General features: G+C 48.5%; 16 protein-coding genes. 7 read left to right on the top strand and 9 right to left on the bottom strand.

The features are described from left to right. Window positions 1–4: 4 nt before the first annotated feature. Window positions 5–991, top strand: coding sequence for a diacylglycerol/lipid kinase family protein (locus KGF88_RS05185; RefSeq protein WP_153825518.1), 987 nt, complete (start codon window positions 5–7; stop codon window positions 989–991). Then, window positions 988–1857: an NAD(P)-dependent oxidoreductase gene (locus tag KGF88_RS05180; protein WP_153825519.1), complete on the top strand. Its 870-nt coding sequence runs from the start codon at window positions 988–990 to the stop codon at window positions 1855–1857. The genes KGF88_RS05185 and KGF88_RS05180 overlap by 4 nt, the downstream gene beginning before the upstream one ends. 75 nt (window positions 1858–1932) lie before the next feature. Here the strand turns inward: KGF88_RS05180 and KGF88_RS05175 are convergent, their stop codons facing one another. Next, the gene (locus tag KGF88_RS05175) at window positions 1933–3288 is read right to left on the bottom strand and encodes a DUF1329 domain-containing protein (RefSeq protein WP_153825520.1); all 1356 of its coding nucleotides are present in this window, start codon (window positions 3286–3288) and stop codon (window positions 1933–1935) included. A gap of 212 nt (window positions 3289–3500) precedes the next feature. Here KGF88_RS05175 and KGF88_RS05170 point away from each other — a divergent pair, with 212 nt between their 5' ends. Further along, on the top strand, window positions 3501–4655 hold the full coding sequence (locus KGF88_RS05170) for a sialidase family protein (RefSeq protein ID WP_162014463.1): 1155 nt from the start codon (window positions 3501–3503) through the stop codon (window positions 4653–4655). Window positions 4656–4669: 14 nt separating this feature from the next. After that, the gene (locus KGF88_RS05165) at window positions 4670–7015 is read left to right on the top strand and encodes an efflux RND transporter permease subunit (RefSeq protein ID WP_153825522.1); all 2346 of its coding nucleotides are present in this window, start codon (window positions 4670–4672) and stop codon (window positions 7013–7015) included. 38 nt (window positions 7016–7053) lie between these two features. On the opposite strand, the gene KGF88_RS05160 is transcribed toward KGF88_RS05165, so the two are convergent. Further along, on the bottom strand, window positions 7054–8670 hold the full coding sequence (locus KGF88_RS05160; RefSeq protein ID WP_153825523.1) for a GMC family oxidoreductase: 1617 nt from the start codon (window positions 8668–8670) through the stop codon (window positions 7054–7056). 41 nt (window positions 8671–8711) lie between these two features. Further along, window positions 8712–10145 carry an exodeoxyribonuclease I gene (gene sbcB, locus KGF88_RS05155; protein ID WP_153825524.1) on the bottom strand — a complete coding sequence of 478 codons (1434 nt, stop codon included), beginning with the start codon at window positions 10143–10145 and terminating at the stop codon, window positions 8712–8714. A gap of 145 nt (window positions 10146–10290) precedes the next feature. Between sbcB and KGF88_RS05150 the strand changes: the two genes are divergently transcribed. Next, window positions 10291–11382 (top strand): isoaspartyl peptidase/L-asparaginase family protein, encoded by a 1092-nt coding sequence (locus KGF88_RS05150; RefSeq protein WP_153825525.1) that lies wholly within the window; start codon window positions 10291–10293, stop codon window positions 11380–11382. 94 nt (window positions 11383–11476) lie between these two features. Continuing rightward, window positions 11477–15211, top strand: coding sequence for an ATP-dependent RNA helicase HrpA (hrpA, locus tag KGF88_RS05145; protein ID WP_257119969.1), 3735 nt, complete (start codon window positions 11477–11479; stop codon window positions 15209–15211). Between the two features lie 27 nt (window positions 15212–15238). Here the strand turns inward: hrpA and KGF88_RS05140 are convergent, their stop codons facing one another. From KGF88_RS05140 to ubiG, 6 genes are all read right to left on the bottom strand, one after another. Then, complete coding sequence (locus tag KGF88_RS05140; protein WP_110074988.1) at window positions 15239–15502, bottom strand: GrxA family glutaredoxin; 264 nt, start codon at window positions 15500–15502, stop codon at window positions 15239–15241. 98 nt (window positions 15503–15600) lie between these two features. Beyond that, window positions 15601–15861 (bottom strand): class I ribonucleotide reductase maintenance protein YfaE, encoded by a 261-nt coding sequence (yfaE, locus tag KGF88_RS05135; protein WP_110074989.1) that lies wholly within the window; start codon window positions 15859–15861, stop codon window positions 15601–15603. A 6-nt stretch (window positions 15862–15867) separates the two neighbouring features. Further along, window positions 15868–16998: a class Ia ribonucleoside-diphosphate reductase subunit beta gene (gene nrdB / locus KGF88_RS05130; RefSeq protein ID WP_110074990.1), complete on the bottom strand. Its 1131-nt coding sequence runs from the start codon at window positions 16996–16998 to the stop codon at window positions 15868–15870. 83 nt (window positions 16999–17081) lie between these two features. Beyond that, entirely contained in the window at window positions 17082–19421 is a 2340-nt protein-coding gene (gene nrdA, locus KGF88_RS05125) for a class 1a ribonucleoside-diphosphate reductase subunit alpha (RefSeq protein ID WP_110074991.1), read from the bottom strand. 490 nt (window positions 19422–19911) lie between these two features. Further along, entirely contained in the window at window positions 19912–20568 is a 657-nt protein-coding gene (locus KGF88_RS05120; RefSeq protein ID WP_153825526.1) for an HAD family hydrolase, read from the bottom strand. A 2-nt stretch (window positions 20569–20570) separates the two neighbouring features. Further along, the gene (ubiG, locus tag KGF88_RS05115) at window positions 20571–21287 is read right to left on the bottom strand and encodes a bifunctional 2-polyprenyl-6-hydroxyphenol methylase/3-demethylubiquinol 3-O-methyltransferase UbiG (protein WP_153825527.1); all 717 of its coding nucleotides are present in this window, start codon (window positions 21285–21287) and stop codon (window positions 20571–20573) included. Between the two features lie 143 nt (window positions 21288–21430). On the opposite strand from ubiG, the gene gyrA reads away from it, so the two are divergent. Continuing rightward, entirely contained in the window at window positions 21431–24106 is a 2676-nt protein-coding gene (gyrA, locus tag KGF88_RS05110) for a DNA gyrase subunit A (protein WP_153825528.1), read from the top strand. The last annotated feature ends 2 nt before the right edge of the window (window positions 24107–24108 follow it).

Genomic DNA, 24108 nt, shown 5'->3' with positions numbered 1-24108 from the left:
TAATATGCTGCAGGTGATTTATTTTCATAGCCTAAGTAGGCGTGCGCGGCGTTATGCTAAAGCTTATGCGAGCTATTTTGGCGAGGCCCAGTTAGTTGCTAGCAGCGGTGATAGAGACACCGACGTAGCAGCGCTTCGGGCAGCCATGGCGCCGGCATTCGAGACGCCAGTAACTAAGGCGCCAACAACCAAGGCGCCAACAACCAAGGCTGAATGCTTGGTGATTGGTGGCGATGGCAGCCTCAATATTGCAGTCAATGCGTTTGCCTACAGCGCTGTGAGTATTAGTTTGATAGCGGTTGGAACGGGTAATGATTTTGCGCGGCATTATTTGAACCATACAAAACACAGATGTACTGCGCTTAAGGACTGGCGTTGGCGGATGCGAGCGCCTTACCAAGAGCTGCAACTAGCGCTAGGTAAAGTCGCCACAGCCACGGCCAGTTATTATTTTATCAATCATGCTGGTTGTGGCCTCAGTGTTGATCTTACGCGCTTACAACCGCCATGGATGAAGCGCTGGTTAGGTTCATTCAGCTACACGGTTGCGTTATTGCGTTACCTGTTTGGGCCGCTCAGCAAACGCACTCAATGGTACTCGCACGCCTCATCAGGGCAGGCACTAAATGGCCAACTGGTGGTATTAGGGCGCTTTATTGGCGGTGGCTTAGAGGTTTACCCACAAGCCGACCGCCAGCGCGGCGACTTGCGTAGTATCGAGATCCCCTTGTTGGGACGCTGGCAGCAGTTAGCTGCGTTAATACAAGTTAAATGGGGTGGTATTGATACCTCAGCAGTGATTGATTGTCGGCCGGTAACTGCCGCGCCAGGGCAGGTATTCATGCTAGCAGCGGCGGCAATAACTTTTGAAGTAGATGGTGATATTGTTGGTGAGGGGCCGGTGGCCGTAAGTGTCTGCCCGCAGGCAATTAAACTTAATTTACCAATAGATGAAGCCTTGTGTATAACTGAGTTGGAGAGACAAACATGACTGCATGTGCATTTATTGGCTTAGGTGTGATGGGATATCCCATGGCCGGCCATTTACAAACCGGGGGTTTTACCACCACTGTTTACAACCGTACTGCAAGCAAAGCACAGCAGTGGCAACAGCGTTACCAAGGTAAGGCAGCTGCTACTCCAGCAACTGCTGCGCAAGGCGCTGATTTAGTGATGTTGTGTGTGGGCAATGACGATGATGTACGCAGCGTGGTGTACGGTGAGCATGGGGTGTTGGCCAGCATGCAGCCGGGCAGCATTTTAATTGACCACACTACCGCTTCAGCAGAACTTGCGAAGGAACTCGCTACGGCTTGTGCCGAACGTGGTATTGGTTGGCTCGATGCGCCGGTATCTGGCGGTCAACAGGGCGCAGAGAACGGTGTTTTAACGGCCATGATTGGTGGTGATAAAGAGGCTTTAATTCAAGCCGACAAGGCCTTAGCTTGTTATGCGAAAACCCGCGAGTACATGGGGCCAGCAGGCCATGGGCAATTAGCCAAAATGGTGAACCAAATTTGCATTGCTGGGGTGGTGCAGGGCTTAGCGGAAGGATTACAACTGGCACGCAAGGTAGGGCTGGATGCAGACACCTTGATCAACGCCATTAGCCAAGGTGCCGCCGGCTCTTGGCAAATGAAGAATCGTTATCAAACCATGTGGAACAATCATTATGAGCATGGTTTTGCCGTGGATTGGATGCGCAAGGATTTAAAAATTGCGTTACAGGAAGCAGAACGCCAAGGCTTGAGTATGCCGATGACAGCTTTGGTGGATCAGTTCTATGCTGAAGTTCAGAAAATGGGTGGTTCACGTTGGGATACGTCCAGTTTGTTAGCCCGTCTAGAACGAGATTAATCGCCAATAAAAAAGGCCTTATCAATTGATAAGGCCTTTTATTATCTGTTGCTTATAAGCTCAGCGGGTTAGATCTTAACGAATACCCATCCGGCGTAAGCTACCGGTGCTGAAGTCTGAGCGGCTCATCTTAATACCAAAGTTCATGAACTCGCTTTCTTCGTTAGATAGGCCCAGTAGGATGTATCGACCTGAGTTAAGGTCATACAAAGCCTCTGCTGCCATCCACGGGGTGTCGTGGTAGTAGAATTGGGTGTTGTAGGCTTCCGCTACGCGCCACAATTCGCCGCGACCATCGTACTGGTCGATGACTGAGGCTGTCCAGGTATCTTCATCGATAAACATATGGCGGGTTGCATAAATATGACGTTCGCCATCTTTCAAGGTGCCTTTCACTTCCCATACACGGTGTTTTTCATACCGCACGTAGTCTTGATTCATGTGGCCAGGGCCGATGATATCGTCATACGACAAGCTCGTATCCATCAGCTTGTAGTTGTTGTATGGGATATACATTTCGCGCTTGCCCACAAGTTCCCAGTTGTATTTATCTGGCGCACCGTTGAACATATCTAAGCCATCAGAAGTCCGTAAGCCATCTGATGCGGTACCTGGACCGTCATAGGCTACCGATGGAGCTTTACGAACACGACGTTGACCTGCGTTATACAGCCATGCACGACGTGCTTCTTTCACCTGGTCAATCGTTTCGTGAAGCAACAATACGGTACCTGTCATACGCGCCGGTGCAAGAACTTCTTGTAAGAAGTAGAACAGCACGTTGTCGTCTGCTGACTCACGGCCGCTGGCTAAGTATTCAGGGACTACCAACGACTCACGCAATAACACAGGTACAAAACTACCGTTTTCTAGTACTGGGAACTGGTTCACTAAACGTTGAACCGAGCCACCACGATAACGGGTAATGTGGTTCCAAACAGCTTCGACACCTGATGATGGAATTGGGAACGGAATATGCTTTTCAAAATTAGCTAATCCGTTACCACCACTGATAAGCTCAGCGTTAAGGGCGTTTTTCTTAATTACATCGTACACGGCTTGCGGGTAAGCTGCGGTACGGTGGGTAGGATAGACGTGGATCTTAAAGTCTGGGTATTTCTTGAACATGGCCACCTGGCCAGGCGACAACATGTTGGCATGCTGGTCGACGTTAGCTGGCGTGATCGTTAGAATCGGCTGTTCATCGGCAAACGGGTCGGCTGGACGGTCTGGCACTTCTCCGTCTGCTTTCACACTATAGCCACCAGTCCAAGCTGGGATAGAACCATCAGCATTGGCTGCCATTTCGGCACCTACCGGAGTTAAATCTTGACCTAAGCGGTTGGCTTCGTCAGGACTAACTTTAGCCATGACACTTGCTGATACCACTGATAGCGCAAAAATACCGGCTTTTAGCATCATTTTATTCATTGTGCTTTTCCTTGTTGTTCTTAGTTCGCGTTAAAGCTACATCAAAACTAATGTAATATAAATGCCCAACTGCTACTAGCGTTACATTCATTCTCGATGTAAGGTATCAGCTGGTTTGACCTCTAGCGATTTCACATAGCATGTATCGCGAAACAAAAATTTGCAACAGTTTACATAACAATTCTAAGACCAAGAACAATCAAGAGGGTTCCATGATTAAAGCAACAGCGTCTGCTGGTGCAGCATTAACGCTGCTAGCAAGTGCAGTGGCAACGGCCTTAGCAGCGCCTATAGCTAGCGCTGAAGAAAGTTCTGCCTACGAAGTGATTACCGCACCTGCGGTGATGGCAAAAGAAGCGCAGCGGGCGGTATTAAGTGATATCGCTGAAGCAGGCGAGGCTGATATCGCCGTTGGCGATTATGGCATTATTTTGCGCCGCACCGAGCAGCAGTGGCAACAAATGCCCGTTCCTACCAGTGTTTTTCTAAGCTCAGTGAGTTTTGCCGATGCGCAACAGGGCTGGGCTGTCGGTCACCATGGGGTGATTGTTGGCAGCAGCGATGGCGGCCAAACTTGGCAGCGGCAATTGGATGGTTTTGCATTTATTCAGCTACAGCAAGATTACTTCGCAACTCGTATTGCACAGTTAACAGATGAGATCGCAGCAGCTGAAGCAGACGGTGCTGACGAGCTTATTGGTGATCTTGAATTTGCACTAGAAACTGCCGAGTTTAATTTAGAAAATGCGCAGTTTGCCGAAGAAGAAGGCCCCACCAAACCGTTTTTAGATGTATTAGCGCTAACCCCTGAGGTCGTCTTAGTAGCTGGTGCTTATGGCTCCTTGTTGCGCAGTACCGATGCTGGTACTAGCTGGCAGGTACTAGACGGCGCACTCGAAAATCCAGATGGTTATCATTTGAATAGTTTAACGGCAGATTCGGATTACACTTACTTAGCGGGTGAATCGGGATTACTCTTTCGAAGTGCTGATCAGGGCTCGACCTGGGAAACCCTAGACAGCCCTTATTACGGCTCGTTTTTTGGTTTGCATGTGGATGCAGAGCAGCGGCTGTGGGCGTTTGGCCTACGTGGTAATATCTTTGTAAGCGAGGATCACGGCGAATCTTTTAGTCAGATTAGCTTGCAAGATCCGGTCAATATTAATGCTGCAATAGATGCCCCGGATGGTGGCGTTTATTTAGTGGGTAATGCTGGTGTGATAGCGTGGGCGAATGCCGCTGGCGAGGTGCTTGAAAGCACTCACAGTAGTGGTGCCGCACTAACCGACGTGGTGCTTAACGATGACGGTACTCTGACTATGGTGGGGCAGCGAGGCCTGCTCACTCAACCCGCTTTGCGTAACTAAGGATTGACGTTTTTATGTCTCAACAACCTTCAACATCAACTCCGCCGGGCAAAAGTGTTTTGTTAGAGCGGGTGTTGTTTTCGATGCGACCTTTATGGTTGGCTCTGTTTGCTATTTTGACGGTTTATTTGGGCTGGCATGCAAGTCAGGTTCGTCCTGAAGCTAGCTTAACCAAAATGATTCCTACTAATCACGAGTTCATTCAGAACTATTTTAAGCACCAAGAAGATTTGGCGAGCTTGGGTAACGTGATTCGGGTGGCGGTAGAAACCACCGAAGGGGATATTTTTACCCCAGAGTTTCAGGCAACTTTGCAGCAAATTACGGACGAAGTTTTTTATGTGCCTGGTGTTGACCGTAGTGGTTTAAAAAGTATTTGGACGCCGAATGTGCGCTGGAGCGAAGTTACCGAAGAGGGCTTTGTCGGCGGACCTGTAATTCCAGACACATGGGATGCATCTGAGCGTTCACTGGACCAATTGCGCACCAATATTTTACGCTCGGGTGAAGTAGGTAACTTAGTTGCCAATAACTTCAAATCGGCACTGATTTATGTGCCTTTATATGAAGTGCATCCAGATACCGGCGAAAAACTTGATTACAAAGTGCTATCTGAAGCCTTAGAGCAGAACATTCGTGATAAGTATCAAACGGATACCGTAAAAATTCACATTACCGGCTTTGCCAAAGTGATTGGTGACCTGATTGAAGGTGCGTATCAGGTAGGGCTGTTCTTTGTTATCGCCATTATGATCACTCTCGTGATGCTGTACTGGTACAGCCGTTGTTGGCGCAGTGCGTTTGCGGTGCTGGGTTGTTCCATCATTGCGGTGGTATGGCAGTTAGGCATTATTGAACTGATTGGAAGTGGGATTAACCCTTACTCGATGTTGGTGCCGTTCTTAGTGTTTGCCATTGGCGTGAGCCATGGGGTGCAAATCATCAACGCCATCAGTAATAACCGAGTGGATGCCTTAGATAAGGTGGGCGCTACCCGTTTGGCGTTCCGTGGTTTATATATCGCTGGCTTAACTGCTTTGGTTTCAGATGCCATCGGTTTTACGACCTTGATGGTCATTGATATTGAGGTGATTCAAGAGTTAGCTATTGCCGCGAGTATTGGTGTGGCGGTCGTGGTGTTAACTAATTTAGGGATGTTACCTATTTTGATGTCCTACACCGGAGTCTCTAAAGCCGGAGTTGAATATGCTGCTAAAGCGCGCCAAAAAGAACACCCGGTGCTCAATATTTTCAGCCGTTTTTCGCGCCCTAAGTGGGCCTATAGTGCCTTAGTTGTGGCTCTGATGGGGTTAGCCTGGGGTTTGTACTACGGCCAGCAAATGAAGATTGGTGATTTAGACGCAGGGGCACCAGAACTGCGCCCAGATAGTCGTTATAACTTAGATAACCAATTTATTGTTGATAACTACAGCTCGAGTACCGATGTGTTTGTGGTGATGGCCGAAACCGCACCCAGCCAATGTATTGCCTACGATAACCTGGAGCTATTAGACCGTTTTACGTGGCACATGCAAAATACCCCTGGGGTGCAAGACGTTAAGTCTGTCGCTTATGTGGCGAAAATGGGTTCCTATGGTCTTAACGAGGGTAATTTAAAGTGGTACAGCCTAACTCGTAATCAATATTCATTGAATGGTTACACCGGGCGTACGCCACCGGGATTGATTAACCCTGATTGTTCGATGGCACCGGTGATTATCTTCTTGAATGATCACAAAGCCGAAACCTTGCAAACCGTGGTCGCCTCGGTCAATAGTTTTAATCAAGAATATCAACAAGATGGTCTTGAACTACTGATGGCAGCAGGTAACTCAGGGATTGAAGCTGCGACAAACTCAGTGATTGAGTCAGCTCAGAACAAAATGATGTTGTGGGTGTATGGCGTGGTTATTTTCTTATGCTTACTAACGTTCCGGAGCTTACGTACAGTAACCTGTATCATTTTACCGTTGGCACTAACCACGGTGATGAGCCAAGGCTTGATGGCAGTTCTGGGCATTGGCGTGAAAGTAGCAACCTTGCCAGTGATTGCCTTAGGTGTGGGGATTGGAGTGGATTATGGTATTTACATCTACACCAAGATTCGTGAAGGTTTAGCGCAAGGCATGCATCTTGATGACAGCTACAAGTACGCGCTAGACAGCACTGGTAAAGCGGTTGGATTTACTGGGCTCACTTTGGCTATTGGCGTAGCTACTTGGATCTTCTCGCCGATTAAGTTTCAAGCGGATATGGGGATCCTGTTAACCTTTATGTTCATCTGGAACATGCTAGGTGCCTTGATCCTGATCCCAGCGTTAGCACGCTTCTTTGCTAACTTTACCCGCAAAGCCCACTAACTGTAGGCTTGCGTTACCGTTAGAACCAGCAGACGCCGCTACTTGTTAGCGGCGTCTTGCAATATAAAATCAGCACCTTGGTCAGCGATCACCATGGTGGGCGCGTTGGTATTGCCACTCACTACGGTCGGCATGATGGAAGCGTCAATGACGCGTAAACCAGCAACGCCATTTACTCGCAACTGCGCATCAACCACAGCATCTTGGTCGTTGCCCATGCGGCAGGTGCTGGTTGGATGGTAAATCAGCCCGACATTACTCATCAGCTTAGCTAACAACTCCTCATCATTAGCACAAGGCCCTGGCCATACTTCGCCGCCATTATGCTCAGCAAGGGGCGCTTGGTTCATAATCTCGCGTACCTGTCGCACCCCAGCCAACAACGCCTGTTGATCACTAGGATGCTGCAAAAAGTCATAGCTAAAAAGCGGTTTATCTGTGGCTTTGTTACTCCGCAAACGTAACTGGCCTCGGGCTTGTGGTCGTAACAGGCAAACATGGCAGGCATAGCCATGGGTGAAAGCCGGTTTAAGGTCATACCCGCTGTCGTTAAAGCGAGTCGAGACAAAGTGAAGTTGTAGATCAGGTGTCTCTATTTGTTCACTGCTGCGCAAGAATCCACCCACCTCGGCCGGTGGATGTGCGAGTGGGCCGGTTTTATCACGCCGATATTGCCACCAAGCTTTCGCCATCTTAGCTAATCCTATGGGATTAATACTGATGCCATCTTTACGTTTGTTGCGGTAATGAATCATCACATCCACATGCTCTTGCAGATTTGCGCCTACCTCGGCACGATCGGCAATGACACTGATGCCATGTTGTTGCAACTGGGCTGCTGGGCCAATACCAGATAACATCAACAATTGCGGAGAGTTGATTGCGCCGCCACTAATAATCACTTCGCGTTGCGCGAACCATTGCTCGCCACTGACTAATTCAATCCCTACGGCTTGGGGCTGGGCTTGGCTTTGGTCAAAGAGCACCCGTTGTACCAAGCTATCAGTTAACACCTTGAGGTTAGGGCGTTGCATTGCTGGCAGCAAGAAAGCACGGCGCACACTCCAGCGCTGCGCTTGGTGAATCGTAAATTGGAACGGGCCAATACCGTAGAGCTCGGCACCGTTAAAATCTGGGTTAAAGGGAATACCGGCAGCAACTCCTGCCTCAACAAAGCGTTGGGCAGCGAGAAAATAGGTGGGCACATCACTGACTTTAAGCGGCCCATCAGCGCCATGATAAGCGTCGGCACCGCGGCTATTGGCTTCAAGTTTCTTGAACCTTGCCAACATGGCGGGCCAATCCCAGTTACTGTTGGTTAAGCTGGCCCAATGTTGATAATCACTAGGGGCACCGCGGGTATAAATCATGGCATTAATTAAGCTGCTGCCACCTAAACCTTTGCCGCGCGGGGTAAACAAGCCTTTGCCTTGGCGAAGTGGGGCTTTATCACTGCTGCGGTAGCCCCAATTAAAGCCACGGTGGTGCATAAAGCGTACTACGCCACCGGGCATATCACTGAATTCGTGTTGGCCGTTGCCGCCAGCTTCGACCAGGAGCACTTGGTAGTTACCGCAGGCACTCAAACGGTCCGCCAGCACGCATCCAGCGGAACCCCCACCGACAATGATAAAATCGTACTTTGTTGTGCTCATGGTTGTTGTTCTGTATTCGTTATTGTTAGTGATTGTTCGTTTTATAAACTTTGAGCGTAGCGTAAAAGATCATTCAATAAACGCATGTTACGAGAGTTATCGCTATGCTGCTGCGCAGCTAACTCCAGCTCTTGCATAAATCGCTCGGCAGACAAGCCACCCGGAGGGGGGGAGAGCAGACGGCCTTGGCAAAATTCACGCCATTTTAGTAGTTCGGAATCAGTTAACGTACTTGGGTAATTACGGGCACGGTAGCGAAACAACATCTCAGGTAAGCGCGAATCGCTAAAGTTTAAGGTCAAACCTGGTAGTTGTTCAGGCGCGGTACTACGGATAATGTCCATGTTAGAGCGGTCTTGTTCACTAAAGAAAGGGCCGCTGTAGAGCATAAAATCAGGATCCGTAACCGCGTCATAGGTTTTGCTGGTCAGTAAGGCTTGGCACAAGCGGTCGCGTAATTCGCTTTGTGCTAGTAGCGTCTGCCGGTGGCGTTCAAGTTGCTCGAGATCTAAGTTCCAACGCTGCTGCGCGGTGCTGTCGAGCACATTGAGTTTAGCGATAAAGGGGCAGCGATTGAGTTGCAGGGTTCCCCCAGCGAAGGCTGATAAACCGTTCTCAGCTAGCTGTTTACGCGGGGTAAAGCGGCGTTCGACCAAATCATCTAGCGAACTCTCTAAAAACTCCAGCGGGTTGTGGCGCAAATCCCAGTAGAGCAGGGTGTTGGGCTGCTCCGGATGATAGCCTAGCGGCATGATCACACTCACGTAACCGTTCAGTGCGCCGTAAAAACCACTGATGTGCACGCGTGGTTCAAAATTCACCAAATCAATCAGTTGTTGCACGGCTTGTTTGCGGCGTAATCCATAAGCGTAGGCAAACAACCTTGGTTGTGCTTGTTTAACTTTACGAGCCATGCCGATGGTGGCATGAACGTCAGCCATAGCATCATGGGCGTTGGCGTGTTCAATACCATTGGCTTTAGATAAGTCTTCTAAGCGCATGCTGACCCGCCCATCGTCGTGGTAGGGCCATTCGATTCCTTCGGGGCGCAGGGCATAGCAAGCGCGCATCAAGTCGATTAGATCCCAGCGTGAATTTTGGTGCTGCCAAGTATGAGCGTAGGGATCATGAAAGTTACGGTAGAACAGGTGTCGGGTTACTTCATCGTCAAAGGCGATGTTGTTGTAGCCAATGATAGTAGTGTTCGGTACGCTCATTTGCGCTGCGATAGCCGCGGCAAAGCTCGCTTCGTTGGTACCTTGCGCAAGCGCAAACTGCGGCGTAATACCTGTCACTAGCACCGCCTGAGGATGAGGCAAAAAATCTGGCGTGGGCTGACTAAATAGGGTCAGTGGACGACCGCAGGGCTCTAATTCTAAATTGGTTCTTAAACCGGCAAATTGGGAGGGCCGATCGTAATGAGGGTTAGCCCCCCAAGTTTCGTAGTCATGAAAGTAAAAACTGGCGTCAGACATGGCGCATAATAATCCTTGCTAATGTATGCAGGTCAGACTACCTGATTGCTGACTTAGCCGCAATCAAGAGGTGACGGCCAACCCTAATTACCGCTAAGATAGCTAACTAATGATAATAAAATGATTCAACAGCACCGAGGCGATTATGGGTCTATTCAGTTCTTTTTCTTTTGCCACCAACAAGCGCGTGGGCTTAAGTCTGCTCGCCACCGCTTGCTTTACTGCCGCCGCTTGCAGCAGTGCACCTGAGCCAAGTTCTAGTGTAGCTGCCAAGGCGACTGTGACCGAGGCCGCACCGTTTGCGATTGCCATTCATGGCGGCGCCGGCACCATTACCCGCGCAAGCATGACGCCAGCACGGGAACGCGCCTATCGCGAAAAACTAGCCGAAGCTATCGCCGCCGGACAGCAGATCTTAGCCGCTGGTGGCACCAGTATGGATGCAGTTATTGCGGCGGTGCAAGTGTTGGAAGACTCACCGCTCTTTAATGCTGGCCGTGGTGCCGTTTATACCTGGGATGAACAGCATGAACTTGATGCCGCTATTATGGACGGTTCCAATCGTGCAGCGGGAGCGGTGACTGGGGTGACAACGATTAAAAGCCCTATTGCCTTGGCCCGTAAAGTGATGGAAGAATCGGTGCATGTGATGCTCAGCGGCGCTGGTGCTGAGGAGTTTGCTGATCTGCATCAACTAGAACGGGTGGATAACAGCTACTTCAATACCGAAGCTCGCTTCGATGCGCTGCAACACATGAAGCAGCAGCTTGGTAGCCAAGATAAAACCGCATGGCAGCAGCTAGACGCACGCTTCAAGTATGGCACCGTTGGGGCGGTAGCGTTGGATACTCATGGTAATTTAGCTGCCGCCACCTCAACCGGAGGAATGACGGGTAAGCGCTACGGTCGTATTGGTGATTCGCCAGTGATTGGCGCTGGTACTTGGGCGGATAATGGCAGTTGTGCGGTTTCGGCCACAGGTCATGGTGAATATTTTATTAAGTATCAGGTAGCAGCAGATATTTGCGCACGAGTGACCTATCAAGGCAAAGATATCGTAAGTGCTGGTGATACCGTAATTCATGAGGTGCTGATGCCCGTTGGTGGTACTGGCGGCGTGATCATTGTTGACGGCCAAGGCAAGGTGCATATGCCCTTTAATACCGAAGGCATGTACCGCGCTAGTCAACAAGGTGATGGTCCGGTTCATATTGCAATTTATGCAGACGAAAACTAACTCGCAATCAGGGCTGTTGGTGCGGGTTAACAAGCTTACAGAGGGCTGCTAAACTAGCAGCCCTTTTAAATCTAAGTGCTAATGCAGGATTTTTGTGCAAACCATTCAATTTCCAGCTGAACTCCCTGTGGTGCAGGCCAAGGCCGAGATTCAAACGGCCATTGCCAAACACCAAGTGGTGATTGTCGCGGGCGAGACCGGTTCAGGTAAAACCACACAGTTACCTAAAATGCTGCTAGAAATGGGCTACGGTAAAATGATTGCCCACACTCAGCCGCGGCGTTTAGCTGCCCGCAGTGTTGCCCAACGTATCGCACAAGAATTAGAAACTGAGTTGGGTAACCGGGTTGGTTATAAGGTACGTTTTCATGATCAAACGGCACCCACTACCGAAATAAAATTGCTCACGGATGGGATGTTGCTGGCTGAACTGCAGAATGATCGCATGTTGCGGCAATACGATGCCATCATCATCGATGAAGCCCATGAACGCAGTCTGAATATCGACTTTCTGTTAGGCGCGTTGGCCACTATTTTGCCTAAGCGACCAGAGTTAAAACTGGTGATTACCTCAGCTACCATTGAGACGGAACGCTTTGCCAAACATTTTAATCAGGCCCCGATCATTACCGTTACCGGCCGTACTTATCCAGTTGAGGTGCGCTATCGGCCGTTAAGCAATGCCGATGATGATAACCAAGACAGCGCTGATGTAGTGCAAGGCGTGTGTGATGGGGTATTAGAGCTAAGCCGTGAAGCCCCCGGTGATATTTTGATTTTTGCCAGTGGTGAGCGTGAAATACGTGATTTTGCTGAAGCTATTGGTGATTTGCAGTTACCTAATACTGAGCTTTTACCGCTGTTTGCACGGCTATCTGCTGCTGAGCAACAACGGATTTTTCAGCCGCATAGCCAACGTCGTATTGTGATCGCTACCAACGTCGCTGAAACCTCACTGACGGTGCCCGGCATTCGTTATGTGATAGACCCAGGTACGGCTCGTATCAGTCGTTACAGTTACCGCAGCAAAGTGCAACGCTTGCCGATTGAGAAAATTTCACAAGCTTCAGCGAATCAACGGATGGGGCGTTGTGGCCGGGTCGCACCGGGGATTTGTATCCGGCTCTATGATGAAGCTGATTTTTTAGCTCGGCCTGAATACACAGATCCGGAAATCTTACGCACCAATCTAGCTGCGGTTATTCTGCAAATGACGGCGGCAAAACTTGGCGATATTCGCCGCTTTCCATTCGTAGAACGGCCCGATGAGCGTTCTATTAAAGATGGCCTGAATTTATTAGAAGAACTCCATGCGTTAGATGGTACTGGACGGCCAGGTAAAAGCAAAAAGCGACGCGGTTATCAGGGCCCACGATTAACCGAGATTGGGCGCCAAATCGCCCAGTTGCCGATTGATCCGCGGCTGGGACGGATGGTGATAGCGGCGAATCAATGTGGCTGTATGCAAGAAGTGTTAATTATTGCCGCTGCACTGAGTATTCAAGATCCACGTGAACGTCCGCAACAAGGAGCGCAAAAAGCAGACCAACTGCATCAAAGGTTTCACCATAAAGACTCTGATTTTGCGAGCTTCTTGCTGTTGTGGCAATACCTTGAGGGTCTACAAAAAGAGCTTTCTAGAGGCCTACTGCGAAAGCGTCTGAAAGAAGAGTTTATTCATTTTCTGCGGGTGCGTGAATGGCAAGATGTGTACACTCAGCTGCGCCAAAGTGTGCGAGGTATGGGCTTTCGGATTAATCAAGAACCCGCCAGCTATGAGGCCATCCACCAAGCGCTCTTAACCGGCATGCTCTCGCATCTAGGAACCAAGCAAGAAGGCCATGAATACATGGGTGCGCGGCAACGCAAGTTTTTTGTGTTCCCGGGCTCTGGCTTGTTTAAAAAGTCGCCTAAGTGGCTGATGGCCGCAGAGCTTGTAGAAACCAGCCGCTTGTTTGCCCGCATCAATGCTCGGATTGAACCCGAATGGGTTGAGCCACTGGCGAAACACCTGGTTAAATACAGCTATTTTGAACCCCATTTTTCGAAAAAACAGGGCTCGGTGTTAGCTGATGAGCAAGTGACGCTTTATGGCTTGATTATCGTGCCACGGCGTAAAGTGCAGTATGGCCCGGTAAAACCTATTGAAGCGCGCGAGATCTTTATTCGTGAGGCACTGGTGCAAGGGCAGCTTAAACGGCAAGTGCCTTTCATTAAGCACAATCTTGCACTTATCGAGAGTGTTAAAGGGCTCGAAGACAAATCGCGTCGGCGCGATATCCTGGTGGATGATGAAGCTCTGTTTCAGGCCTATGATGAGCATATTCCCGCGGGTATTTACAACGAGCAGTTATTAGCCGGGTGGTGGCATAAAGCTGTTAAGCAGAATCCCCAACTTCTGTATTTTGTACGCGCTGATCTGATGGCCCAAGATGCGGAACATGTCACCCCTGATGATTATCCAGATGTTTGGCAGCAGGGCCAACTGACCTTACCCTTGCATTATCATTTTGCTCCAGGCAGTGAAGATGATGGGGTGACGGTGCAGATCCCGCTAGCACTGCTAAACCAAGTGACGCCGCAAGGGTTTGATTGGCAAATACCAGCTCTGCGGCATGATCTAGTGGTAGCCTTGATCAAGAGCCTGCCCAAACAACTCCGTCGAAACTTTGTGCCGGCACCTAACTACGCCCAAGCGTTTTTAGCTGATACCCCAGCGGCAACGATAGCGAAAGAGCCTTTGCTTACGGCCTTATCTGCCAAATTACGGCGTATGACGGGTGTCACTATCCCTGATGATGCTTGGTATCATGGTGGCGCAGATGCTATTCCACCACATTTACAGATGAACTTTGCGGTAGTGGATGAGCAGGGCAAGGTACTGCAACAAGGGCGAGATTTACACCAGTTGCAACAGCGGCTACAAGGTGACGTGAAAGAGGCCCTCGCTCAGGCAGTAGCCAGTAAGCAGGCACCGCAAGCGGCAACCAGTTGGCAGTTTGGTACGCTCCCCGACATGCTCGAGCAGCAACAACAAGGTTATGCGATTAAAGCCTTTCCGGCGTTAGTGGCTGAGGCCGAAGGAGTGCGTGAAGAACTCTTCGATAGCCTAGCGAAAGCCGAACATGCGCATTGGCAAGGATTGCGGCAGCTGTTGTTGCTGCAACTACCGTCACCTATTCGGCATTTGCAGCAAACGCTTTCTAATAAAGCGAAATTAGCGCTTTATTACAATCCATGGGGCAATGTTGAAGAACTTATCGCTGATTGTATTAGGGCGGCGCTGGATGAGTTTATTGAGGCAAATCCAGCCCGTGACCCAGCGGCTTTTCAAGCCTTGTATGATACTGCTAGAGCACATTTAAACGAGCGGGTGAGTGAGATAGCGAAACAATTGGAGCCTTGTCTGCTGCTTAGCCACAGCATTCGTAAACGGATGAAAGGCAAGGTTAGCTTAGAGCAAATTCAAGCCCACGGCGATATAGCTCAACAGTTGGATGCCTTGGTGGGCCCAGGTTTTGTCAGTAACGCTGGATCGCAGCGTTTGGATGATATTCAACGCTATTTGAAAGCAATCGAGCGACGCTTAGATAAGCTGCCGGTGGATCCGAACAAAGATCGTTTACACACCTTGGTCCTCACGGACTTGTCGCAAGCCTATCAAAGCTTGTTGGCGAAACAAAACAAACAGCAGTTGATACCGTCAGATGTGCTTGAAATCAGATGGATGATAGAAGAGCTGCGGGTAAGTTTTTTTGCGCAGACGTTGGGTACCCAATACCCGATCTCAGAAAAGAGAATTCGCCAAGCGCTTGCTGCAGCAGCTTAAATGCTGCTGCAGTAGTGCTTAACTAAGTTAGGCGTATAAACCTAAATTGGCGCGGGCATAAGCTTCAAATTCAGTGCATCCACCGATGTGTTTTTCGTCCACAAAAATCTGCGGTACGGTTAAGACGGGTGCGCCGACGGTTTTCTCTAAATCTGCTTTTGAGATACCTTCAGCGTGCATGTCGACGTAGCGAAATTCAAAATCATCGCGGTCAGCGGTCAGTTTTTCAGCGATTTGTACTGCACGAACGCAGAATGGGCAGCCAGGGCGACCAAAAATAACAGTAAACATCTCAGACTCCTTAAAAAATGTGATATTGCCCGTATTTTCCTACAAACCGCGGCGGCTTGCCAATGAGTTTTGTGGATAGCGGCTATCGAACCGAGCGATTATTGATTAATTTCAAGATCCGAGGCTGCAACGCAGCAACAAGGCAAGCAATCGCCGGGTCGCACGAAAGCCAGTGGCTCGTTGATGTAGGTGATATCGCCTTGTACTAGTTGCACTCGACAGGCGCCGCAAAAACCATTGCGACAGTGATAGTGGGGCTCTAATCCAGCCGCTTCCATAGCTTCTAAGAGGGTACCCTGTGAGCTGTCAACGGTCAGCTGCTGCTGACCATTGACGATGACTTTATACGCGGTGCTCATGATGATTTAGAGTTCAAAGTCTCCAAGGTCAGAAGCACTTACGTTACTGTCAATTTGCCCAACCAAATAAGAAGTGATTTCAGCTTCTTGAGGGGCTACTTGAACGTTATCTGATACTAGATATTTATTCATCCAAGGTAGCGGGTTGCTACGCTGTTTAAATGGCGCATCAAAACCAATGGCTTCCATCCGCATGTTGGCGATGTACTCCACATACTGGCAGAGCATTTCTTCGTTTAAGCCAATCATAGAGCCATGTCTGAACAAATAGTGGGCCCATTGCTTTTCTTGTTCGACGGCCTTCATAAAGATGTTCAGTGCTTCGTCGCGTAACTCTTCGGCAATTTCTTTCATTTCTGGGTCATCTTGACCGTATTGCCATAGATTAAGAATTTGCTGAGTAGAGACCAAATGCAAGTTCTCATCACGGGCGATAAGACGGATGATTTTTGAGTTACCTTCCATCAGATCACGCTCAGCAAAGGCGAAGGTACAAGCGAAGCTCACATAAAAACGAACTGCCTCTAGCGCATTCACTGAGTTGATGCACAAGAATAGCTTTTTCTTGAGCTCACGCATGCTAACCAGATGCTTCTCACCGTCAACTTCCCATTCGCCTTCGCCATGGGTTTGCCAAAGCTGCGTATAGAAGATCAAATCGTCGTAATAGCGAGAAATATCGGTGGCGCGTTTCTGAATTTCTTCATTAATCACGATATCTTCAAAAACTTCACTCGGGTCAGTAAATAAATTCCGTAAAATATGCGTGTACGAACGTGAGTGAATGGTTTCAAAAAACGACCAAGTTTCAATCCAAGTTTCTAATTCAGGAATCGATACAATCGGCAGCAATGCAATGTTAGGGCTGCGTCCTTGTACTGAATCTAACAAGGTTTGATACTTTAAGTTAGAGATAAAAATATGCTTTTCGCTATCAGTTAACGCTTGAAAATCAACGCGGTCGCGGCTGACATCAACTTCTTCTGGGCGCCAAAAAAAGCTAATTTGTTTCTCAATCAGTTTTTCAAAAATGCTGTGTTTTTGTTGGTCATAGCGCGCAACGTTGACTGAATTACCAAAAAACATTGGCTCTAACAGAGGGTTAACTTGGTTCTGATTAAATGTTGAATAACTCATACCTTAGCACACCTTTTTTAGCATCATCAGCTGAGCAGCGGTACTGCTCAGCGAGTGCAACTTGTTGTTATTAAGCCGCAGAACTAGATCTTACAGGCACCACCGGCACAATCATCGTCTTCTTCAATAATGGCGACAGTTGCTTGTTGGTTCTCTTCTTCACGAGTTTTGGCTTCTACTTTGTCACGCAAATCTACTTGGTTATCTGAAGCACCGTCACGCGTGTTGTGATAATAAAGCGTTTTTACGCCTAACTTATAGGCATACAGCAAGTCTTGTAGCAGTTGCTTCATCGGCACTTTGCCTGCTTCAAACTTGGCTGGGTCGTAGTTGGTGTTAGCGGAAATGGTTTGGTCGACGAATTTCTGCATAATGCCAACTAATTCTAAGTAACCCTTGTTACTAGGGATGCTCCACAACAGCTCATACGCGTCTTTCAACGTTTCGTATTCAGGCACGACTTGTTTCGTAATGCCGTCTTTTGATGCTTTAATACTGATATGTCCGCGCGGTGGTTCAATACCGTTGGTTGCATTAGAAATCTGCGACGAGGTTTCTGATGGCATTAAGGCAGACAGGGTAGAGTTACGCATACCGTATTGTTGTACATCACGACGTAACTGGTCCCAATCAAGATGCAATGGCTCTTGGCAAACGCTATCCAGATCTTTCTTGTAAGTATCGATTGGCATCACACCTTTGGCATAGGTGGTTTCATTAAACTTAGGACAAGCACCAAGCTCTTTCGCTAAGTTCATGGATGCCTTCATCAAGTAGTATTGAATAGCCTCAAAAGTGCGATGAGTTAACGCATTAGCGGAACCATCCGAATAACGAACACCGTTTTTAGCTAAATAATAAGCGTAGTTAATTACCCCAATGCCCAACGTACGACGGCCCATGGTTGCGTTGCGAGCAGCTGGTACAGGGTATTCTTGATAATCGAGTAAGCTATCAAGCGCACGCACGGCTAAATCAGCCATTTCATCAAGTTCATCTAATGATTTAATCGCACCTAAGTTAAAGGCCGATAGAGTACATAAAGCGATTTCACCTTCTTCATCATTCACGTGACGCAAAGGCTTGGTTGGCAGCGCGATTTCTAAACACAGGTTACTTTGTCGAATAGGGGCAACCGCCGGGTCAAACGGACTATGGGTGTTGCAATGGTCGACGTTTTGCAGGTAGATGCGACCTGTACTAGCACGCTCTTGCATGAACAAACTAAAGAGTTCAATGGCTTTGATACGCTTTTTGCGAATGCTATCGTCGGCTTCGTATTGCAGATAGAGGCGTTCAAATTCTTCTTGATTAGCAAAGAAAGCATCGTATAAACCAGGGACATCAGACGGGCTAAACAAAGTGATGTAGTCGTCTTTGATTAAGCGCTGATACATAACACGGTTGAATTGCACGCCATAATCTAAGTGGCGCACACGGTTCTCTTCAACGCCGCGGTTGTTTTTAAGAACCAGCAAGCTTTCTACTTCTAGGTGCCAAAGCGGATAGAACAGGGTAGCGGCACCGCCACGAACACCGCCCTGAGAACAGCTTTTAACTGCGGTCTGGAAGTACTTATAAAATGGAATACAGCCGGTGTGGAAAGCTTCGCCACCACGAATGGCACTACCAAGCGCACGGATACGGCCAGCGTTGATGCCAATCCCAGCGCGTTGAGAAACGTACTTAACAATCGCACTTGCAGTGGCGTTAATTGAATCTAAGCTGTCGCCTGTTTCAATCAATACGCACGAGCTAAACTGGCGCGTAGGTGTACGAACGCCTGACATGATAGGGGTTGGCAAGGAGATCTTAAACAATGACGTGGCATCGTAAAAACGCTGCACATAGCTCATCCGAGTTTCTTTCGGATAGTTAGCAAACAAACAGGCAGCAACTAAGACATACAAAAATTGCGCACTTTCATAGAGCTCACCGGTGACCCGGTTTTGCACCAAGTATTTGCCTTCTAATTGCTTCACCGCTGCGTAGGAAAAGTTCAAGTCGCGGGCGTGATCGATAAAATCGTTCATTTGCTCGAATTCTTCGCGCGTGTAGTCAGTCAACAAATGTTTATCGTAACGACCCGCAGCCACCATTTTAGTGACTTGATCATACAAATGGGGCGGCTCAAATTGGTTATAAGCTAATTTACGCAGATGGAAAACTGCTAAGCGCGCTGCTAAATACTGATAATCAGGTGCTTCTTCAGAGATAAGGTCAGCGGCAGCTTTGATGATGGTCTCGTGAATATCTTCAGTCTTAATACCGTCATAAAATTGGATATGCGATTTAATTTCAACTTGTGATACCGAAACGTTGTTCAAGCCTTCGGCTGCCCAACTAATCACACGGTGAATTTTGTCTAGGTTTAAAGGTTCGCGTTCACCGCTACGTTTAGTTACGAAAAGCTTTTGGTTCATGAGGCGCATCCATCGTTGTTATGGTTGTTTTGTCTAGCCACAAGATATAGTGCGTGTTGCGACCGCACGACGGTTTTTTACACAATATCTTGGGATGAATGAATGAGGGTTATCCTAGCACTTATCGCACACTGATCAAGTGTGTTTACGTTACAAAAACCGGAAGGTTTGACTAACCGAAGTGTAGGCTTTCGCTAAAACCTGCGGTGCAATAGAGGTTTAGTAAAATCAAGCACCCTGAAAAAAAATATTGGAAATTTTTTTACCGTCATTAGCTGACGTTTTGTTGCTCAATGAAAACCGATTAGAAAGCGGAGGTTTGGTTAGATAAATCTACATATGGGCGTTTCAGTGGTGTGACTGTCTATATGTTGTGTTGGTTTTTTTGGTGAAAACTGCGAAGCAGCGCTGCTGGCACTTTTTGTTGGTGCCGAATCAAGGCCAAAATCCAGACCAGCGCAAGCCCCGTAGTTAGGCCAAGAGATCATAATTAAGTTAATAAATCGAGTAACTCTAAGGGGGTTTCGATGAAACTGTCGGCGCCCCAAGCGGTTGGCGTTTCGATGGCACTGATGTAGCCATAATTCGCCACAATAGTGCGCATGCCAGCAGCGCGACCGGCTTGAATATCCCGCTCGGCATCGCCCACGTACCAACAATCGTCCGCCACTACTTGTAGTGCTTGGGTAGCGTGCAGTAGGGGTTGTGGTGATGGTTTCGCTACCGCTAAGGTATCGCCGCAGACAACCACCTCGATTGCAGCTAATTCAGGAAAGCTAGGCAGCAGTTGCACGGTTAAGGCCGTTGGTTTATTGGTGACAATCGCAACCGGTATCTGTTGCTGTTGTAGTTGTGCTAGCAGTTCGCTAACCCCAGCAAAAAGCTGGGTTTGTTCAGCAATAGCTTCGCTATAAAAACTTAAGAACTTGTGTCTGAGTTCGTCTTTGCGTTGTTCAAATTCAGCTTCACCGTAGGCAAAGCGTAAAAGCCCAGCGGAGCCATGAGAGGCAATCGGAGTGTAATCACTAGCACTCACTAAGGGGCGTTGCTCAGCCCTAAGGACGCGGTTTAAAGCTGCGCCTAAGTCAGGGGCGGTATCTAACAGGGTGCCATCTAAATCAAACAGGATTGCAGCTGGACGTGACATGCTTAGTCCTTCAACGGTTTGGTTAAACAGACGATGTAATTTACATCAACATTGTTCTGGTCTAAGTAAAAGCCGCGCCACGGCAGGTAATGGAGCCCAGTCATGCTTTGCGCAAGCAATCCAGCAGCATCGGTCATGCGCAATAATTCAGCCGGTTGAATGAACTTTTGGTGCTGATGCGTGCCTTTCGGTACCCACTGCAGCACATATTCTGCCGCAACGATCCCAAGCAGCCAAGATTTTAGATTACGGTTCAAGGTTGAGAAAAATACCTTACCACCTGGCTTAACCAAGTCTGCTGCCGCTTGGACTATCGCCGCCGGGTTGGGCACGTGTTCGAGCATTTCTAAACAGGTGACCACGTCAAACTGGCCTGGCTCGCTCGCGGCCAGTTGTTCGGCTGGGATAAATTGATAGTCAATTTGTAGCTGGCTTTCTAAGGCATGTAATCTGGCTACTTGCAACGATTGTTCAGCCAAATCAATGCCGGTCACCTGAGCACCAGCACGGGCTAGGCCTTCTGCCAACAAGCCGCCACCGCAACCAATATCGACAATACGGCTACCAAACACACCATCACAGGTAGCTTGGATAAAGTCTAAGCGCAACGGATTAATTTGATGCAGCGGTTTAAACTCTCCGGCGGGGTCCCACCAACGTGAGGCGATGGCACTGAATTTTTCAATTTCTGCAGGATCAACATTAGAACTTGTGGTCATAGGGCTTCTGCTACGGCTTAAAAGTAGGTACAGTGTACCCAACCTACAGGGATAAAAAAAGATGCGATAGTAAGCCCGTACGGGTACAATGGCGTTATCTTGTAAAACTATAAAAAGACAGATCGTTTAGGGATATAACTACTATGAGTGATCTCGCCAGAGAAGTCGTTCCGGTTAACATTGAAGATGAGTTGAAGAGTTCGTATTTAGATTACGCCATGAGTGTAATTGTCGGTCGAGCTTTACCGGACGTTCGTGACGGCCTCAAGCCAGTTCACCGTCGTGTACTGTTTGCGATGAATGAACTGCGTAATGACTACAACAAGCCTTACAAAAAATCAGCGCGTATTGTTGGTGACGTGATCGGTAAATATCACCCTCATGGTGATAGTGCTGTGTATGACACCATCGTGCGGATGGCTCAGCCATTCTCGTTGCGTTACATGTTGGTTGATGGTCAAGGTAACTTTGGTTCAGTAGACGGTGACTCGGCGGCAGCCATGCGTTACACCGAAATTCGGATGGCAAAAATTGCCAGCGAGTTGCTCTCTGACCTAGATAAAGAAACCGTTAACTTTGTGCCCAACTATGACGGCACAGAGCAAATTCCTGATGTTTTACCTACCCGAGTACCTAACTTATTAGTGAATGGTTCGTCGGGTATTGCGGTTGGTATGGCTACCAATATTCCGCCGCACAACCTCACAGAAGTGGTGAATGGCTGCTTGGCCATGATTGAAAACCCAGACATCACCATTGATGAATTGATGGATTACATTCCGGGCCCAGATTTTCCAACTGCAGCATCCATTTCAGGTCGCTCAGGCATTGTTGAAGCCTATCGTACCGGCCGTGGTCGTATTCATTTACGCGCCAAAGCTGAGATTGAAACGGAAGATAATGGCCGTGAAACCATCATTGTTTCTGAAATCCCGTATCAAGTTAACAAAGCTAAACTGATTGAGAAAATAGCTGAATTAGTTAAAGAAAAACGTCTGGAAGGGATTAGCGCTTTACGCGACGAATCTGACAAAGACGGGATGCGGATTGTCATCGAATTAAAACGCGGTGAAGTAGGTGAGGTGGTCTTAAACCACCTGTACGCCAATACGCAAATGCAAGTGGTGTTTGGTATTAACATGGTGGCGTTGGATAAAAACCAACCGCGCCTGTTTAACTTACGCGATATGCTGCATTGCTTTATTTTGCACCGGCGTGAAGTAGTTACCCGCCGCTCTGTGTATGAGCTGCGTAAAGCTCGTGAGCGCGCCCACATCTTAGAAGGCTTAGCCATTGCGCTAGCTAACATCGATGAGATCATTGAGCTGATTCGTCGGTCACAAACAGCGGCCGATGCGAAGGCTGGTTTAACCAGTCGCGCTTGGCGTTTAGGCGATGTTGCCGCGATGCTAGAACGGGCTGGGGTTGATGCAGCGCGGCCTGATCATCTGGATGAAAAATACGGTATTCGTGACGGTGAGTACCATTTAACTGACGAGCAAGCACAAGCTATCTTGGATTTACGTTTGCACAAGTTAACGGGTCTTGAGCATGAAAAAATCCTAGATGAATACAAAGGCTTGTTGCAGGTTATTGAAGAATTACTGTTGATTTTGAATAGCCCAGAGCGGCTCATGGAAGTGATTCGTGAAGAGCTAGAGAAAATCAAAGCTGATTATGGTGATGCGCGACGTACGGAAATTACGGCGGCAGCACACGATATCAGCATGGAAGACTTGATTAATGAAGAAGACGTGGTGGTGACTTTGTCGCACCATGGCTACGTGAAGTACCAGCCACTTACCGAATATGAAGCACAGCGCCGCGGCGGCAAAGGTAAAGCCGCAACTAAGATGAAAGATGAAGATTTCATTGAGCGCTTGTGGGTGGCGAATACGCACGACACCATTCTATGCTTCTCAACCCGCGGTAAAATCTATTGGATGAAAGTGTACCAATTACCGCTGGCCAACCGCACTTCGCGTGGCCGTCCTATCGTCAACTTGTTGCCGTTAGAAGCGGATGAAAGGATCACTGCGATTCTGCCAACGCGCGATTATCCGGAAGATAAATTCATCATCATGGCCACCCGTAACGGTACCGTGAAGAAGACCCCAATGGTGGAATATTCGCGGCAACGCAAAGGCGGTATTATTGCGCTTAACTTGGTTGAAGGCGATGAGTTGATTGGGGTTGATGTGACTACCGCTGGTGATGAGATCATGCTGTTCTCGAACGCTGGTAAAGTAGTTCGCTTTAGCGAAGATCAAGTTCGTTCGGTAAGCCGCACTGCTACAGGTGTGCGCGGTATTCGTCTAGAAGCTGGGCAGCATGTGGTTAGCTTGATTGTGCCGCGCACTGGCGACGAACTCGAAGTTGGAGACGACGGTGAAGCAGAAATGCCATCGGTGCTTACCGTGACGGAGAATGGCTACGGTAAGCGTACGCCAATCACCGAATACCCAGCTAAGAGCCGTGCTACCAAAGGTGTGGTTTCGATTAAGGTGAGTGAGCGTAACGGCCAAGTCGTCGGTGCGATGGAAGTGATTGATAGTAATCAAATCATGCTCATTAGTAACAAAGGCACCTTGGTACGGACTCGCGTCAGTGAAGTTTCAGTGGTTGGCCGTAACACCCAAGGCGTGCGCTTGATTCGTACCGGTGATGATGAAAAAGTAGTTGGGTTACAACGGGTTGATGATATCGACGAGGACGAAGAACTGGATCCATTGTTGAATGAACCTGTTGAAGGCGACATAGACGAGCCGCTAGATGACGAAGCGGATGACGAAACCGATGTTGTAGAAGGTGAGGAATAAGC

It is taken from the genome of Idiomarina loihiensis (assembly GCF_024584785.1).
Lineage (GTDB): Bacteria > Pseudomonadota > Gammaproteobacteria > Enterobacterales > Alteromonadaceae > Pseudidiomarina > Pseudidiomarina fusca.
This window is presented reverse-complemented; position numbering and strand designations above follow the sequence as displayed.